General features: G+C 37.1%; 13 protein-coding genes, 1 tRNA gene, 1 pseudogene and 1 riboswitch. Of the genes and pseudogenes, 7 read left to right on the top strand and 8 right to left on the bottom strand.

Annotated elements, in window-relative coordinates; all coding sequences use genetic code 11:
- The first annotated feature begins 66 nt into the window (after positions 1-66).
- Both ychF and ACYQ0E_RS02755 read left to right on the top strand, forming a co-directional pair.
- A complete protein-coding gene (ychF, locus tag ACYQ0E_RS02750; RefSeq protein ID WP_460186725.1) occupies positions 67-1,158 on the top strand; it encodes a redox-regulated ATPase YchF in 1,092 nt (363 codons plus the stop codon).
- Positions 1,159-1,557: 399 nt separating this feature from the next.
- Positions 1,558-1,634 (top strand) — tRNA-Met (locus tag ACYQ0E_RS02755).
- Between the two features lie 298 nt (positions 1,635-1,932).
- Here ACYQ0E_RS02755 and ACYQ0E_RS02760 read toward each other — a convergent pair.
- Positions 1,933-3,096, bottom strand: a pseudogene (locus ACYQ0E_RS02760) (IS3 family transposase).
- A 94-nt stretch (positions 3,097-3,190) separates the two neighbouring features.
- On the opposite strand from ACYQ0E_RS02760, the gene ACYQ0E_RS02765 reads away from it, so the two are divergent.
- From ACYQ0E_RS02765 to ACYQ0E_RS02785, 5 genes are all read left to right on the top strand, one after another.
- Positions 3,191-3,658 (top strand): hypothetical protein, encoded by a 468-nt coding sequence (locus tag ACYQ0E_RS02765; protein ID WP_460186726.1) that lies wholly within the window; start codon positions 3,191-3,193, stop codon positions 3,656-3,658.
- An 87-nt stretch (positions 3,659-3,745) separates the two neighbouring features.
- A riboswitch (cyclic di-GMP riboswitch) is annotated at positions 3,746-3,827 on the top strand.
- 71 nt (positions 3,828-3,898) lie between these two features.
- A complete protein-coding gene (locus tag ACYQ0E_RS02770) occupies positions 3,899-5,314 on the top strand; it encodes an ankyrin repeat domain-containing protein (RefSeq protein ID WP_460186727.1) in 1,416 nt (471 codons plus the stop codon).
- On the top strand, positions 5,286-6,194 hold the full coding sequence (locus ACYQ0E_RS02775) for a hypothetical protein (protein ID WP_460186728.1): 909 nt from the start codon (positions 5,286-5,288) through the stop codon (positions 6,192-6,194). The genes ACYQ0E_RS02770 and ACYQ0E_RS02775 overlap by 29 nt, the downstream gene beginning before the upstream one ends.
- 1,080 nt (positions 6,195-7,274) lie before the next feature.
- Complete coding sequence (locus ACYQ0E_RS02780) at positions 7,275-8,243, top strand: IS30 family transposase (RefSeq protein ID WP_460186618.1); 969 nt, start codon at positions 7,275-7,277, stop codon at positions 8,241-8,243.
- Positions 8,244-8,341: 98 nt separating this feature from the next.
- Positions 8,342-8,905, top strand: coding sequence for a hypothetical protein (locus ACYQ0E_RS02785; RefSeq protein WP_460186729.1), 564 nt, complete (start codon positions 8,342-8,344; stop codon positions 8,903-8,905).
- 69 nt (positions 8,906-8,974) lie between these two features.
- Here ACYQ0E_RS02785 and ACYQ0E_RS02790 read toward each other — a convergent pair whose 3' ends face one another.
- The 7 genes from ACYQ0E_RS02790 to hslU all read right to left on the bottom strand — a co-directional run bounded on the left by ACYQ0E_RS02790 (position 8,975) and on the right by hslU (position 15,188).
- Complete coding sequence (locus ACYQ0E_RS02790; protein ID WP_460186730.1) at positions 8,975-9,505, bottom strand: hypothetical protein; 531 nt, start codon at positions 9,503-9,505, stop codon at positions 8,975-8,977.
- Positions 9,506-9,543: 38 nt separating this feature from the next.
- Complete coding sequence (locus ACYQ0E_RS02795; RefSeq protein ID WP_460186731.1) at positions 9,544-10,185, bottom strand: hypothetical protein; 642 nt, start codon at positions 10,183-10,185, stop codon at positions 9,544-9,546.
- A gap of 86 nt (positions 10,186-10,271) precedes the next feature.
- Positions 10,272-11,885, bottom strand: a complete 1,614-nt coding sequence (gene ubiB / locus ACYQ0E_RS02800) for a ubiquinone biosynthesis regulatory protein kinase UbiB (RefSeq protein ID WP_460186732.1) — start codon at positions 11,883-11,885, stop codon at positions 10,272-10,274.
- A 25-nt stretch (positions 11,886-11,910) separates the two neighbouring features.
- Positions 11,911-12,522 carry a ubiquinone biosynthesis accessory factor UbiJ gene (locus tag ACYQ0E_RS02805; protein ID WP_460186733.1) on the bottom strand — a complete coding sequence of 204 codons (612 nt, stop codon included), beginning with the start codon at positions 12,520-12,522 and terminating at the stop codon, positions 11,911-11,913.
- 170 nt (positions 12,523-12,692) lie between these two features.
- Positions 12,693-13,445, bottom strand: a complete 753-nt coding sequence (ubiE, locus tag ACYQ0E_RS02810) for a bifunctional demethylmenaquinone methyltransferase/2-methoxy-6-polyprenyl-1,4-benzoquinol methylase UbiE (protein WP_460186734.1) — start codon at positions 13,443-13,445, stop codon at positions 12,693-12,695.
- A 20-nt stretch (positions 13,446-13,465) separates the two neighbouring features.
- Positions 13,466-13,855, bottom strand: coding sequence for a gamma-butyrobetaine hydroxylase family protein (locus tag ACYQ0E_RS02815; protein WP_460186735.1), 390 nt, complete (start codon positions 13,853-13,855; stop codon positions 13,466-13,468).
- Between the two features lie 13 nt (positions 13,856-13,868).
- The gene (gene hslU, locus ACYQ0E_RS02820) at positions 13,869-15,188 is read right to left on the bottom strand and encodes an ATP-dependent protease ATPase subunit HslU (protein ID WP_460186736.1); all 1,320 of its coding nucleotides are present in this window, start codon (positions 15,186-15,188) and stop codon (positions 13,869-13,871) included.
- Between the last annotated feature and the right edge of the window lie 125 nt (positions 15,189-15,313).

Consider the following 15,313-nt stretch of genomic DNA (forward strand, 5'->3'; position numbering starts at 1 on the left):
ATTAAACGTTTATTTATTTTAACTAAACGTTTATCTCATTATTATTCTGTTCCCAGGAGACACAGCATGGCAATTAAGTGCGGTATCGTCGGTTTACCAAACGTAGGTAAATCCACTCTATTTAATGCATTAACCAATGCAGGTATTGAATCAGCCAACTACCCGTTTTGTACTATCGAGCCAAACGTAGGTGTTGTCCCTGTTCCCGATACGCGTGAAGAGGCATTAGCAGAAATTGTAAAACCCGAGCGTGTACTCTCTGCAACTGTAGACTTTATGGATATTGCAGGCCTAGTAGAAGGCGCATCAAAAGGTGAAGGGCTTGGTAATAAGTTTCTAGCAAATATTCGTGAAACAGATGCCATTGTTCAGGTAGTTCGCTGTTTTGAAAACGATGACATTGTGCATGTGGCAGGTAAAGTTGATCCGCTTTCTGATATTGAAATTATCAATATGGAACTTATTTTTGCTGATATGGAATCCATCGAAAAAGCCATAGCAAAAGTACAACGTATTGCCAAAAGTGGTGATAAAGAAGCCACTGCACGCATGACAATACTGCAAAAAGTTTTAAAAGAGCTAGAAGAAGGTAAATTAGTTCGTTTAATGGGCTTATCGGATGACGAGATTAAAGAATTAAGAGATTTACACTTACTGACTGTTAAACCAATGATGTATATTGCCAACGTTAATGAAGATGGATTTGAAAACAACCCGCTTTTAGACTCGGTTAAAACGTTAGCTGAAGAACAAAATGCCACTGTAGTCGCAATTTGTGCCTCTTTAGAAGAAGAAATAGCCCAACTCGATGATGAAGATAAAGCTGATTTCTTAGAAGAAATGGGGCAGGATGAACCTGGTTTAAACCGTGTTATTAGAGCCGGTTATGAGATTCTTGGTTTACAAACCTACTTTACCGCTGGTGTAAAAGAAGTACGTGCTTGGACAGTTAAAAAAGGTGCCACAGCACCACAAGCCGCAGGTGTGATTCATACCGACTTTGAAAAAGGTTTTATTCGTGCCGAAGTGACTGCCTATCAAGATTTTGTAGATAACAAAGGTGACGCAGGGGCAAAAGCCGCAGGTAAACAACGTCTAGAAGGTAAAGAATATATTGTGCAAGATGGCGATGTGATGCACTTTCGCTTCAACGTCTAAAATTTAGTTTTATTGCTTCCTAAGCAGACACTATTCTGCGTTAAGGAAATGCTTACTTACAATTCGTAAGCTCGCATTTCCTACCTTGCCTAGCACCTACTTAGAAAACAATAAACTCTAAATTTAAAATTTTACTCTTCCTCAGAGCTTCAGCTAACCCAATACGGCGTTAGAAAATCATCACTTACATGTGTAAGCTCAAGTTTTCTGCCTTGTCTTGAGCGACTTCAAGCTCCCAATAACAACAAAATTGGGTTTTATAAACTAAAGGCTCTTTAATTTATTACCTTAATTTACCAGGCCTGGTACAAACACAAGACCCTCTGTAAAAAAAGTGTCAAATAGTCAGTCGTTTAGGTTGACATATTTCCCCTAGGTTTTATAATACGCGCACATTTTGGCTACATAGCTCAGCTGGTTAGAGCACATCACTCATAATGATGGGGTCCCAGGTTCAAATCCCGGTGTAGCCACCATATTTTAAAAGCCCCACATCGTTGGGGCTTTTTTATTTCCTTTTATTTTATATATCACCTCTCTCCCAACGCCCCTATTTACAATAAAACTATATATCGCTTGTCAATTTAATTATGTCTAAAAAACACACTTTTTTTGTACTTTTTTTGCTGAATTAAATAGAGAAAAAAGGGGCCCTTCTGTATATTTTTTGTATACAAAATGAGTTTTCACAAAATCAAAAGCTTTTCTTGTATACAAAATTTTAACTATACATTTCTTTCTAGGAGGAAATAACAGACAAGGAGGGTGTAGTGGTCAACTATTTCCGGACGATAAATTAAGAACCTTTTCTTTAACTGCTGGAGCAATTCCATCGTTATAGCTATGGGGACGCTTCCAGTTGTAATAATCCATTAAATAACGACTAATGTCTTTTTGTGCTTCGTTAATCGAACAATACCACGTAGTGGGTATCCATTCTGTTTTTAAACTTCTAAAGACTCTTTCCATTGGTGCATTATCCCAACAGTTACCACGACGACTCATGCTCTGTTTGAATTGGTAACGCCAGAGTCTCTGGCGGTACTGCAAGCTCCCATATTGAACACCTTGATCTGAATGGAATAGGACATCTTTAGGTTGACCTCTTTCGCTATAAGCGTGGTCTAATGCTTTTAGGGTTAATGAGGTGTTTGGCCGTTCTGACATAGCCCAACCAATTACTCGACGAGAGTATAAGTCGATGACTACCGCTAAATAGCTCCAATGGTTACCAACCCATATGTAGGTTATATCACCACACCATATTTGATTCGGTTCTTCAACATCGAATTCTCGATTTAACCTATTTGGTATATCTGGACGTTCTTCTGTTACTTTTTTGTAGGAATGAGAACCAGGTTGTTTACAGTTCAGTCCACATTCTTTCATAAGCCGACGGATTTTAAAACGGCCAATGGTAATACCGTCTTCATTGAGCATGGCTTTAATGGTTCGACTACCTGCTGAATGACGACTTAGCGTAAACTTTTCAGTTACGACAGCACGCAATTTCAGGCGTTCAACATCAATTTTTTTTATGGCGTTGCTTATGTTCATAAAAGCATGATTTGGGTACTTGAAAGAGTTTGCAAAGTAATTCCACTGGCTCATGCTCTCTTAATGCCTCAATCAGTACATAGGTTTGATTTCGTCCGCCACTAAGAGAGCGGTAGCCTTTTTTAAAATGGATTTTTCTCGTTCAAGTTGTTTTATACGAGCTTCAAGCTCTTGGATGCGTTGTTGTTCGGGTGTAAGAGCTTTGCTGGTAGGCGTTATGCCACCTCGTTCATTATTGAGTTGCTCCACCCATCGTCTTAAAGCAGTATCGCCCACGCCAAGAGAACGGCAGGCTTCACTTATTGTGTAGCCTTCATCTAAAACTAGTTTTGCTGCTTCATGTTTGAATTCGGGCGTGTAATTGCGTCTTGATTTTTTCATTGAACACCTCTTTCTGTAGGTGAATTTTATCACCTAAGTTTGTGTCCGGTTTTATTAGACCACTACAGTATTAGAAGAAAAAGAATTAAATGAAATGTTGATTGAAATCCAAGAGATTGAACAGGTTGAACTATATAACGTTGCGCTACTATTGTACGAACAATATGAGGAGGTGATTAAAATTGTGGCACGGAATAATGATTTTATTCCCAAGTTTTACCCTTCCATTACGATTAAGAATGATGGTGTTTATATCTATTGGAAAGATTACTCTGTTAGGAATAAAGCAATACATTTATCTGAGGCTAAACGAAAAAAAATTAAAGGTAGGTACTTAAAATACAACAAAAGATTAGGGTACACACAGAGTAGTTTTACGGGAGCCTTTGAATCAGAGTGGAATGTGATTTCTGAATTTGATAGTCTTTTTGATGTTGTGCGCAAAAAATCACGGTTATTGAAAAGATTAGATTATTATCGAAATCTCAATGATAAAGTTGATACAGTGAGAATTGATGAAATACTCGAATACATTGCTAGTCAGTTAGAAGAAAACGCCTAAAAAAATAATTTCAAAATAAATTGTTAAAAAAATATTTTTTTTAAAAAAATGTGTATTATAAGAGTCAAGTACGCTTTATAGCGTAATCAAATCAACGGCCAAACTTATTGTGAAATAAGGACGGAAAGCCATGGGTCTTACAAAGAAGTAAGATTGCCAGGTTGCTCAAAGCTAATCTTGTAGTTTTGAATCCCCTTGTTTCTAAAAGTTGGTTTTAAAATCAAATTTTGGAGCCTATTGATGCATTTTTTTAAACTTTTTTTGATAGCTATCACTACATTATTTTTGTTCGGTTGTGGTAAAAGTAGCTCAGTAAAAAACGATAATAATCTTTTGTATGAAGAGCGATATTTAGAAGCTATACAAAACAACGATCTTGATAGTCTCAAAGAAATGGAGAGTAGAGGGTATATAAGTACTAGAATGGTTCGAAAAAATGAATCTAGGTATCCTGTGCATTATGCTATTACGAATAAAAAAACATCCTTAATTAGCTTTTTTAAAGGTGCTGGTTACGATCTAGATGATATTGATAGCAATAATGTAACTCCTTTGATGTTAGCTGTTAAGAACGGTGAATTAGCTTCTGTAAAGGAGCTTATTAGGTTGGGTGCTGATATTAATGTAATCAATATTGATGGCTTAGTCGCTTTATCCTTTTTAACTGAATATCATGATGTTGATTTTGCAAAATTTTTAATTAAGGCTGGAGCTAATCTTGAGCTCACAAATGATAATGGTTATATTTTGTTGCAACAGTTTGCATATATGCCTAAGTTGAAGCAGTTGGTACAAGAAGAAATTTCTAAAAGAATTCAATTAGCTTATGAAAAAGGTACGTTAGCAAAGTCTGATTATGAATATAAAATAGCGGTTTTAAATCAAAATTTAGGAAATCACCAAGTTGCTATAAAACACTTTAGATCTGCCGCTGCGCTGCAAAGTATAAAGGCAACCATTGAGCTAGGTATTATTTATTTTGAAGGGAAATTTGTAGAACGAAATTATACAAAAGCTATGAAGTTTTATAATAAAGCGGCTTCGATGGATGACTTAACAGCTATGTTTTTAATTGGTGATATGTATCATCGTGGAGTTGGTGTTTCTCAAAATTCAGCTGTTGCTTACCGCTGGTTTAAAAAAGCAGCTGACCGAGGACATTCATTAAGCCAGAATAATGTAGGGGCTATGTATGATAAAGGTGATGGGGTTAAACAGAACTACGATGAAGCATTTAAGTGGTATAAAAAAGCAGCAGAACAAGGTGTTGTCTTTGCTGAAGCTAGCTTAGGTGTCTTATACGATAAAGGAAGAGGAGTTGAAAAAAATGCTAAGAAATCTTTTGAATGGTATAAGAAGGCAGCAAAACACAACGAAATCTGTTCACAAGCTCGTTTAGGCGATTTATATAAACATGGTTATGGAGTAACAAGAAATTATTCTCTGGCAGTTAGATGGTACATAGCTACAATAGAGAATCCAGATCGTACCAGTGATGATAACGTTTGTTTTTCAAATGCGCTAAATAATTTAGGTGTCATTTACTATAACGGTCAAGGTGGCGTGCAGAGAGACAAAACTAAAGGATTAAGTTTGTTTAAGAGAGCGTGTCAGTGGGGGAATGAGAATGGTTGCAAAAATTATAAAGGGTACTAGACCTTATTCTCCATGGAATAGTTATTACTTTGAAAATATTTTAAAAATATCAGGAGCGGCGTTGTTGGCTGTTTCGTTAGTGGGTTGTGGCGGTGTTAAAACAATTAAACAAGAAACTGGAGATTCTGATGCTAAACAATTAATGAAAATTGCTGGCGTTAAAAATCATACTGAATATTTAGTTGATGGTAATTCACCAGAAACTGCAAAAATCGGTGTTCCAGAAAGCCTTTTACAAAAATTCAATTCTTCTTCTGGCCGTCATATTATAAATTATATGGCTGGGGGTATTGGAGGGTTGGTTTCTCTTGGTATCTTACAAAATGATGCCTTTACTCAGTATAAAGACGATTACAACAAACTTAATAAGCCTAACTTTATAGTCACTTTCCGTGAAGAAGATTATAAGCATCATGAAAATATTTGGCCGGTTAATGATGATTTTTTAAGTTCTTATAATGAGGCCTATAAAAAACTTGGTATTGATAAAGAAGTAAAGTTGGTTGATGGAAGGTATTACATTGATGGTAATAATTGTTCACTAGAAAAAAGAGATTGTCTTTTGGTTTCTAGTGGAGGTTATGACTTCACATACAATTTATCTTATGAGTCTTTTCCAACCCTTCTTAAACCTGTTAACCAATCTGAAAAAGGATTGGATTTAGGCAAGGTAAGATTTATTGAATTTGAAAAATATGATCCAAAAACAGATTTAGGGTACATAGTAGATAACACTCAGACCTTAAAAGAAGTTCTGGCGATTATGGTTCAAAAAAGAACAAATATGACGTTTTACCTCTATTTACCAGCATCAAATAATAATGGAGTTCCAGTCATTATTGATGAAAGTGGTAAAGAGCATTACTTTGTGAAAAAGTAATCACATTGTGGCGTGTGGTTAGAGTATGAGGGCTTTATAACAAATTATTTGTTATAAGTCGTTAATGATAGGTCATATATCACTTTATATTAAATATCGAATAAATTAGGTGCTCTGTATACAATTTGTATACGATTTCAGTAAATAGGCTAAAAAATGGCCTATAAACCCTATGAAATCGTTTTTGTTTGGATTACGGTGTAGCCACCATATTTTAAAGCCCGCACTTATTTATTAAGAGCGGGCTTTTTTGTGTCAGAAAAATAATCTACCTGGTCTGGAATGTACTGTGTCTGTTCTAATTATGTAATCACAGGGTAAATTTGTTTTGGTTTTTGTTATTTGCTTTGTAAACGAGTTAATAACATGTAGCTTGTTTATCCTCACAGGCTTAATAGAGTAATTTCTAGCATGGTTTTGAGTTAGGGGTCGTTTCTTGACCGAGGTGATCTTGTTGGTTGACGATGGTTACATGGCATCTTGTACTGTTTTCTTTTTTACAAAAGCAATTTGATTGCCACCTTCAATAGTAAAAGCCAGAAGGTCATTAAGGGTAACTAGGACAATTGTTATGTATAAAGGCAGTTAAATTACTTTGTGTATCTTAATGAGGTAGTAGGCGGCTTGTATTGGGGGATCAATAGGTAAGGTGATTACAGGATGTCTCATAAATTAAAAAGAATGAAAGATTTAGGCATTTTCATATACATGAAGCATTTTTCAATACATATCTAAACCTGTGCTATTTACTTTTAATTAATGCTAGCTTGTATGATCACTGTTTTACTTTGAGCAATATTTTTATGAGAACCCATATGCTCTGTTTCGTGGAGTGAATGTACACATTTTAGAGTTTCTAATTATCTCGAAAACCTCGCGCTTCAATATTGTAGATTGCAAACATCGCAATTCTTTTGGATTAAATGGCTCAAAGTTATTTTTAATGCATTATTACATTTGTGCTTTTTTTGAAATTTGCATTAATTTAACTCGCGGATTCGGATAATAACTGCAATTTGGAAATAGGAAGAGCCAGTTGAGCTAAACTCACAGGCTTTTCCCGACCAAGAGAATTGCAAAATGAGTTATAGCCAACTGACTGAGTGTCAAAGATACCAGATTTACGCATTATTGAAAGAGAGATTGTCACAAAAAGCGATTGCCGAAAATATTGGATGTCATCCTTCTACCATCAGTCGAGAATTAAAGAATAATCGTGGTAAGCGTGGTTATCGCCCTAAACAAGCTCATTCCTTGAGTGTGAAGCGACGTAAAACCGCAAAAAAACGAATCAAATTGATTCCAAAGGTACAAGAAGCGATACGAAGTCTCATTAAACAAGACTTAAGTCCAGAACAGGCGGCAGACTACATTAAAAAACAGCTCAACATTTCGCTTCATCATGAAACTATCTACCAGTTCATTTATGAGGATAAGGCGGAAGGTGGACAGCTCTACAAGCACCTGCGTATAGCCAATAAACCCTATCGTAAGCGTTATGGAGGTTATGATTGTCGAGGTCAAATTGTTAACCGAGTCTCGATTGATGAACGACCTAAAGTCGTCGATGAAAAGATTCGAATTGGAGACTGGGAAGGCGATACGATCATTGGCAAAGGTCATAAAGGTGCACTATTAACCCTCGTGGAGCGAAAGACGCTTTACACCATTATTGTGCCATTACAGGGTAAGTTCGCAGACAAACTCAAAGAAGCCGTTATTGCTGTATTAGAACCACTCAAAGAGCGTGTGCATACGATAACGTATGATAATGGCAAAGAGTTTGCAGAACATAAGGCCATGGCAGAGGCATTGGACGCACAAGTGTTTTTTGCCCACCCTTATGCCTCATGGGAAAGAGGCATAAACGAAAATACGAATGGATTGATACGGCAGTATTTTCCTAAAGGCACTGACCTAAGGAGCATCACTCAAGAGCAAGTTCAATTTGTGATGGACAGATTAAATAATCGTCCTCGAAAAACACGAGGTGGTAAAACACCCAATGAATTATTTATGGGGCTGCAGGTAGATTTACTTGCAGCATAATTTAGAAATTGCGGTTATTACTTGAATCCGCGACTCTATAGTTCTAGTTTGCTATTTAAAACTTCTGTTATGATTATTTTTATTTTGGGGTTTTGTTTGTGTATAAATTACGTTTAGCTTTATTGTTGGGTTTATCTTTTCAAAGTTACCAGGCCTGGTCTTTTTCTGAACCTTGTCAACTCGTGGCTGAAATGGCTGGTAATAAAGAATATAAGCAAGAGCCTAATCGCATAGCGAGTTTAAATACGCCTGCGGATATTCCTAAACAATGGAATTTAGATTTATTAGAAAACCACGGTGCTTGGTATGTGTATCAAGCAGATAAGCCTTGGTTTACAAAAGAAACCTGCGCGCCTTTAATTAAAAAGTCTTTAATAGATGATTCAAATGTGTTGTTTATGCCTGTGCTGTTAAATAAAAAAACAGGGCATAATGCGGTGGTAACAGGCACATTTATAATTAAGGTTTATCACAAACGTGATTTGCAAAAGGTGGTTAAGCGTTATGGTTTTTTACCCGTTAGTCCGTTGCCTAATCCAGAATCTATGATTGTAGAAGTTCGCACAACCGATTCTTATGATTTGTTAATTCAAACATTGGATAGAGATAAAGATGTAAAGCTGGCTTTACCGTTATTAAGTGAGCCAAGGGAGAGGAAGTAAAAGTATAAAAAAGGCCTCAATTTGAATTGAGGCCTTTTTAAAATGCATTTGTTTTTAATTAAACAGTGGTTAATATTTAACTTTGCTTTCTCTTACCATTTTATAAATGTCTAAACGTTTTTCATTGCCTAGTGCTTTTAAGCCTTGGTTAATGGCTTTTTCTAGGTTTCCAGGATAAAACTCTTCAAGGGTGAGTCCTATAATGGGCTCTGCAATTTGCTCACCCTTAGAGTTATATATTAGGGTTGTTGGAGCGACCATAACTTTTTGTGATGGTCCTAGTGTTTTCATCTCAATATTCTTACCAGAGAAGTCTTTCATCTCCCAGTGTGGTCGATCCAAAATAACTTGTCTAAACTCGGCATAACTTTCAATGTCGGTCGTTTCTATTAACGGGTAGATGATGTTTTCTTCTAATTTTTTACAATAGTTGCACCACGTAGCGGTATAAAAAATAACCACTGGAATATTGAATTTTTCTGCTGTAGCGCCCGTTTTTTGTAGGTCAACCGCAAGAGGTAAAATGGCACCTGCTTTTGAATTTACTGAAGTAAATAACAAAAATAGTGCGATACCGATACTGATAAGTTTAGTGTGCATCTTTATATGCCTCGTTTAAATAGTGATTACTTATGATATTAATGGTGGCGTCTTTGTGAATTACAAGAGCTACCGATTTCTTTTACAAAAAAACGCATTTTGTGCAGAGATTTATAAGAGGTGTTTAAATTTTTAATATAGTCCGTACCGCAGTTCCAACGACCATCTCTTAATAATGCAATGCGTTTATAGTTACTGCTGCTTGGATTGTCCAAAAATAGGTAAATTGCATTGCCATTTAAACTGTATTGTAAATAGGCTCTTTCTGTTGTGTTGTAGTGTTTTTTTGGATCTTCAAGTACTAATTCAATCTGTTTAGTTTCACCACGGGCAATTTGATAAGATTCTTCAACCACTCGTTTTACGGTTTTACCACGTAGATAATTACCCCCTAACAGGTTAATCATAATGACATTACCGTTTTGAGGTTGGTTATAGAGTTTTTCTAAACGCGCTCTTTCAGCCATATCTTGTTGTTGCTGCAACTTACGTTGTTCGGCAGCGGCTTTTATACGTATAGTACGTTGCTCTTCTTCATATTGTTGCTGTTTTAATAACAGCGCTTGCCGTTCTTCTGGAGTAATAGATTTCCACTGTTCTTCACTCATACCTAAAGGGTACGTACTTGCACAGCCTGTTAAAAAGCTTAATAAGGCCAATATAAATAATGTGGTTCTCATTAAAAATCCTTTGTTTTACCCAATTTAGTAGGCCTGGTAGTATTAAAAAAGACCCTGAATATGATTAAATATTTCAAAGTAAGCGGTTATTTTTTAATTAAAAACAGTCCGCCAGAAATCAGTAACCCTAGTTGAATCCAATCTTGATAGCTAGATTCAATAGGCAGAAGCAATCCAAATAAGATGAGTACAAAACCAATGGCCCTTTGACGTTGTTGGCGGTTTTGCTGTTCTAGTTGGGCTTCAATTTTAGCAATTTGTTGTGATTGAATGCTTAACCCTTGGTGAGATAGTTTACTTAAAGTGCTATGTACCAGGCCTGGTAATTCTGGCGCTTGTTCCATCCAAAAAGGTAAATTACTTTTAATCTTTTTAGCTAAACCTTTAGGGCCAACACGTTCTTGCATCCAATCTTCTAAGAAAGGTTTTGCGGTATCCCATAAGTCGAGTTCGTCATCCAATTGTCGGCCTAAACCCTCAATATTAAGCAGCGTTTTTTGCAGTAAAACCAGCTGAGGTTGTACTTCCATACCAAAACGACGTGCGGTTTGAAATAAGCGCATTAATACCAAACCAAAAGAGATATCTTTAAGAGGGCGATCCCAAATAGGTTCACAGACAGAGCGAATGGCAGATTCTAATTCATTAACACGTGTATCATGCGGTACCCATTCTGATTCAATGTGCAGTTCTGAAACACGTAAGTAATCACGGTTAAAAAACGCCAAAAAGTTCTCGGCTAAATAACGTTGATCTTCAGGGGTAAGCGTTCCCATAATCCCAAAGTCAATGGCGGCATAACGGCCGTCAGGCAGTACAAATATATTGCCTGGGTGCATATCGGCATGAAAAAAGTTATGTTTAAAAACTTGAGTGAAAAAGATAATAACGCCTTTAGCGCTTAAGTCGGTTAAATCAATACCCGCTTCAATCAGCTTTTCGGTTTCGCTAATTCTAATACCGCGAATACGCTCCATGGTCATGACACTTTCAGACGTGTGAGACCAGTAAATTTCTGGCACATACAGTAGTTCAGAGTTTTCAAAGTTACGTCTTAATTGACCAGCATTCGCCGCTTCACGAATCATATCAAGTTCATCAAGTATGGTTTTTTCAAACTCGGCAACCACTTCAACAGGGTGCAAACGACGCGCTATTTTTACTGCGGATTCTATGAGTTTAGCCAAACTAAACATAATTGAAACGTCTTGCTCAATAACCGGTTTAATATCTGGACGAACCACTTTTACCACAACTTCTGTACCGCAATGCAGAGTAGCTTCATGAACTTGAGCAATAGACGCAGATGCCATTGGTACAGGATTAAATGTAGCAAAAGCCTCTTCTACCGATTGTTTTAAACCTGTTTCAATGAGCTGTAATGAGTGATTTTCGTCAAAAGGAGGGCAGTCGTCTTGTAATTTGGCAAGTTCAAGAGAGATGTCATGGGGCATTAAATCTTTACGAGTAGATAACGCTTGACCAAATTTAATAAAAATAGGTCCCAATTCTTCTAAAGCTAAACGAATACGTTCTCCACGTGAAGCATTTGAACCCGTACGCCAGTTCCATGGAAAAATTTTATTAAGCAGAATTAACCATGAATATTTGGTGTCAGTCAAAATCAATTTATCGATTTGATAGTGCGTTAGCACTCGGTTGATTTTGATAATACGGGCAAGTTTTTTAAATAGCTTCATGAAGTCAGTGTCTTATAAGTAATGTTTATTTTTTGAGTTGAGCACTAAGTTGATTAATGCGTTCAGCCATAGTTTCAATATCAAGATGCGTTTGCTCTACGTCTTTTACAAAATGTTCTACTTGATTGCGAGTAGGTAAGGTATTGATTTCAAAATGCAAGTATTCACGAATAGTGTCGCCAACTTGTTGTTTTGTATTTTGCTTACGCTCCATAAAAGAGCGAATACCATGACCGACTTTAAAAGCAATTAAATCGCCTGTGTAATGCGATAAGTGTTCTTCCCAATCAATTTCTAAATTTTGCATGGCATTTACAAAATCTTGGCCTATCTGTCTATCGCCCTTAATAAATTTATGCTCAAAAGGTTCACCCTGGCTTAAAGCAATAAGTTGGCGCATCCCTGTTTTTAAAGTGACATCAGCCTCGCCATTTAACACGCCTTGCGTAGAAACCTTTCCTTGGTTAATTAAACAAAACAACGGCGTTTTTGAAGGTGCAATCCACAGCTCAACCACCTTACCATCAAGCTTTTCAAAAGCACGTCCTTTGTTATCATCTAAATAAATAGCCATATTCATAGCGACTTCAAATGATTTGGTTAACCCCAAATTTACCAGGCCTGGTTGTTTATTCATGACATAAATCCCAATGTAAATTGATAAAGATAAGTGTTATTAATTTAATGGTTTTAGTTAATTTAGAGGGCATTTAGGTGCAGTAGGTCAAGGATGGGCGAGGGAGTGTACAAATGTACATGACCGAACCCAGACAAAGAGATACTGCGTCTAAAGGCATCTCTAAATAACTAAAACTTCCAGGCACGGTGTAAGGCTACGATTCCCTCGTTCATGTTTATGTACTCCGCCTTATCAAACCCAGCATCTAACATCATCTGTTTCAGCGTTTCTTGATCTGGGTGCATACGAATCGATTCGGCTAAATATTGATAGCTGGCTTCGTCATCGGCAATGACTTTACCCATTTTAGGTAAAATATTAAACGAATAAAAATCATAGAATTTAGCTAATAGTGGTTGAGTGACTTTAGAAAATTCTAAAACCAATAGTTGACCGCCTGGTTTTAACACTCTGTAAAGTTCTTCTAGGGCTTTGTCTTTATTGGTGACATTTCGTAAACCAAAAGCAATGGTTGCCACATCAAACGTATTGTCGGGAAAGCCTAAAGCTTCGGCATTGGTAATGGTGTAATCTACATTGCCTGCAATGCCTTCATTAATTAAACGATCGCGACCTACACGCACCATACTTTCGTTAATATCCGCTAACACTACCTGGCCTGCAGAACCTACTCGCTGAGCAAATGCTTTGGTTAAATCGCCCGTGCCACCGGCTAAATCTAAAACCGTATTACCAGGGCGTACGCCACTTAACTCAATGGTTTTACGTTTCCATAAACGGTGAATGCCTAATGACATTACATCGTTCATAATGTCGTAGTTGCCCGCTACCGAGTCAAATACGCCTTTGACCTTTTTGACTTTTTCTTCTAACGGAACTTCCGTAAATCCAAAATCGATGGTGTTTTTATTTTGACTCATAACAGAACCTTTTGATTCATTTAAACGTTTGACTTAATTGATTGTTTTAACTTTTCTAATTCAGGGTGTTTATGACCCGCACGCATTACACGGCGTAAATAATCAACCCAATAATCTTGCTGATTTTTGCCTAAATCGTAAAGGCGTTCCCAAGTGTAAAGGCCAGTATCGTGACCATCATTAAAGTGGAGCTTGATGGCATAATTTCCTACCGGAGTAATATCGTCAATATTCACATCTTGTTTATCTAATTGCAATACTTCTTGGCCAGGTGCATGCCCTGTAACCTCCGCTGATTGTGAATACACACGTAAAAACTCACAGCTAAAGGTAAAGGTTTCACCTGTATCAAAAGCCACTTCTAGGGCTTTTGATTTTTGATGCAATTTAATGTCAGTAGGATGCGGCATACAATCTCATTTTTTACAGAATATATTGTGATAAATCTTGGTCAATCGCCAGTTCGCCTAAACGCTCTTCAACCATAGCGGCATTTACTTCAATTTTAGCGCCAGACATAGTGGGAGCTTCAAAGGATATGTCTTCTAACAGACGTTCAAGCACGGTATGTAAACGACGAGCACCAATGTTTTCTGTGCTTTCATTTACTTGGTAAGCAATTTCTGCCAAACGTTGAATACCGTCTTCCGTAAAGGTTAAATCAACCCCTTCGGTTTTTAATAAAGCAATGGCTTGCGTGGTTAACGCCGCTTTAGGTTCCGTTAAAATTCGTACAAAATCCTCAACACGTAATGACTTTAATTCAACACGAATAGGCAAACGCCCCTGAAGTTCTGGAATTAAATCAGATGGTTTTGCCAAATGAAATGCGCCAGAAGCAATAAATAAAATATGGTCAGTTTTAATCATGCCGTATTTGGTTGAAATAGTGCTACCTTCAATTAACGGTAATAAATCACGCTGAACACCTTCACGTGAAACATCGCCGCCACCAGCATCTTGGCGTTTGGCCACTTTATCAATCTCATCAATAAACACAATACCATTTTGTTCTACGTTTTCAATGGCTTGAGTTTTAATCTCTTCTTCATTAACCAAACGCTGGGCTTCTTCTTCGGTTAAGGCTTTTAAGGCTTTTTTAATAGGCAGTTTACGTTTCTCTTTTTTGTCTTTGCCCATGCCTTCAAACATGCCTTGCAGCTGTTGAGTCATTTCTTCCATGCCTGGCGCGCCTAAGATTTCAACATGTGCAGGGGTGGCAGATAAATCCAACTCAATTTCTTTATCGTCCAAATCACCTTCACGCAAACGTTTACGGAATTTTTGACGAGTCTCTGACATATTGTCATAACTCTCTTCTTCACGACCACGCGCAGGAGGTAAAAGAATATCTAAAATACGTTCTTCGGCTTTATCTTCTGCTTGGCGTTGCACGTTTTGCATGGCGTTTTCACGCGTCATTTTTACCGCACTTTCAGCTAAATCACGAATAATAGAATCAACATCACGCCCCACATAACCTACCTCTGTAAATTTAGTGGCTTCAATTTTTAAAAATGGGGCATTGGCTAATTTAGCTAAACGGCGTGCAATTTCAGTTTTACCGACACCTGTTGGGCCAATCATTAAAATGTTTTTTGGCGTTACTTCTGAGCGTAAATCATCACCCAGTTGGCTACGTCTCCAACGATTTCTAAGAGCAATGGCTACGGCACGTTTAGCGTCGGCTTGACCAACAATGTGAGAATCTAAACTGTGAACGATTTCTTTTGGCGTCATCATCAAAAAATAGTCCTTAAACAAATATGTAAAATAAAGAAGCATTATAAAGGAAAAATAGTGGCTTTGTGTGCTGATGGTTGCATGATTCAAGTCATAAGGGATAACGTAACACTCGCTTAACCAGT

Source organism: Thiomicrorhabdus hydrogeniphila (assembly GCF_054656895.1).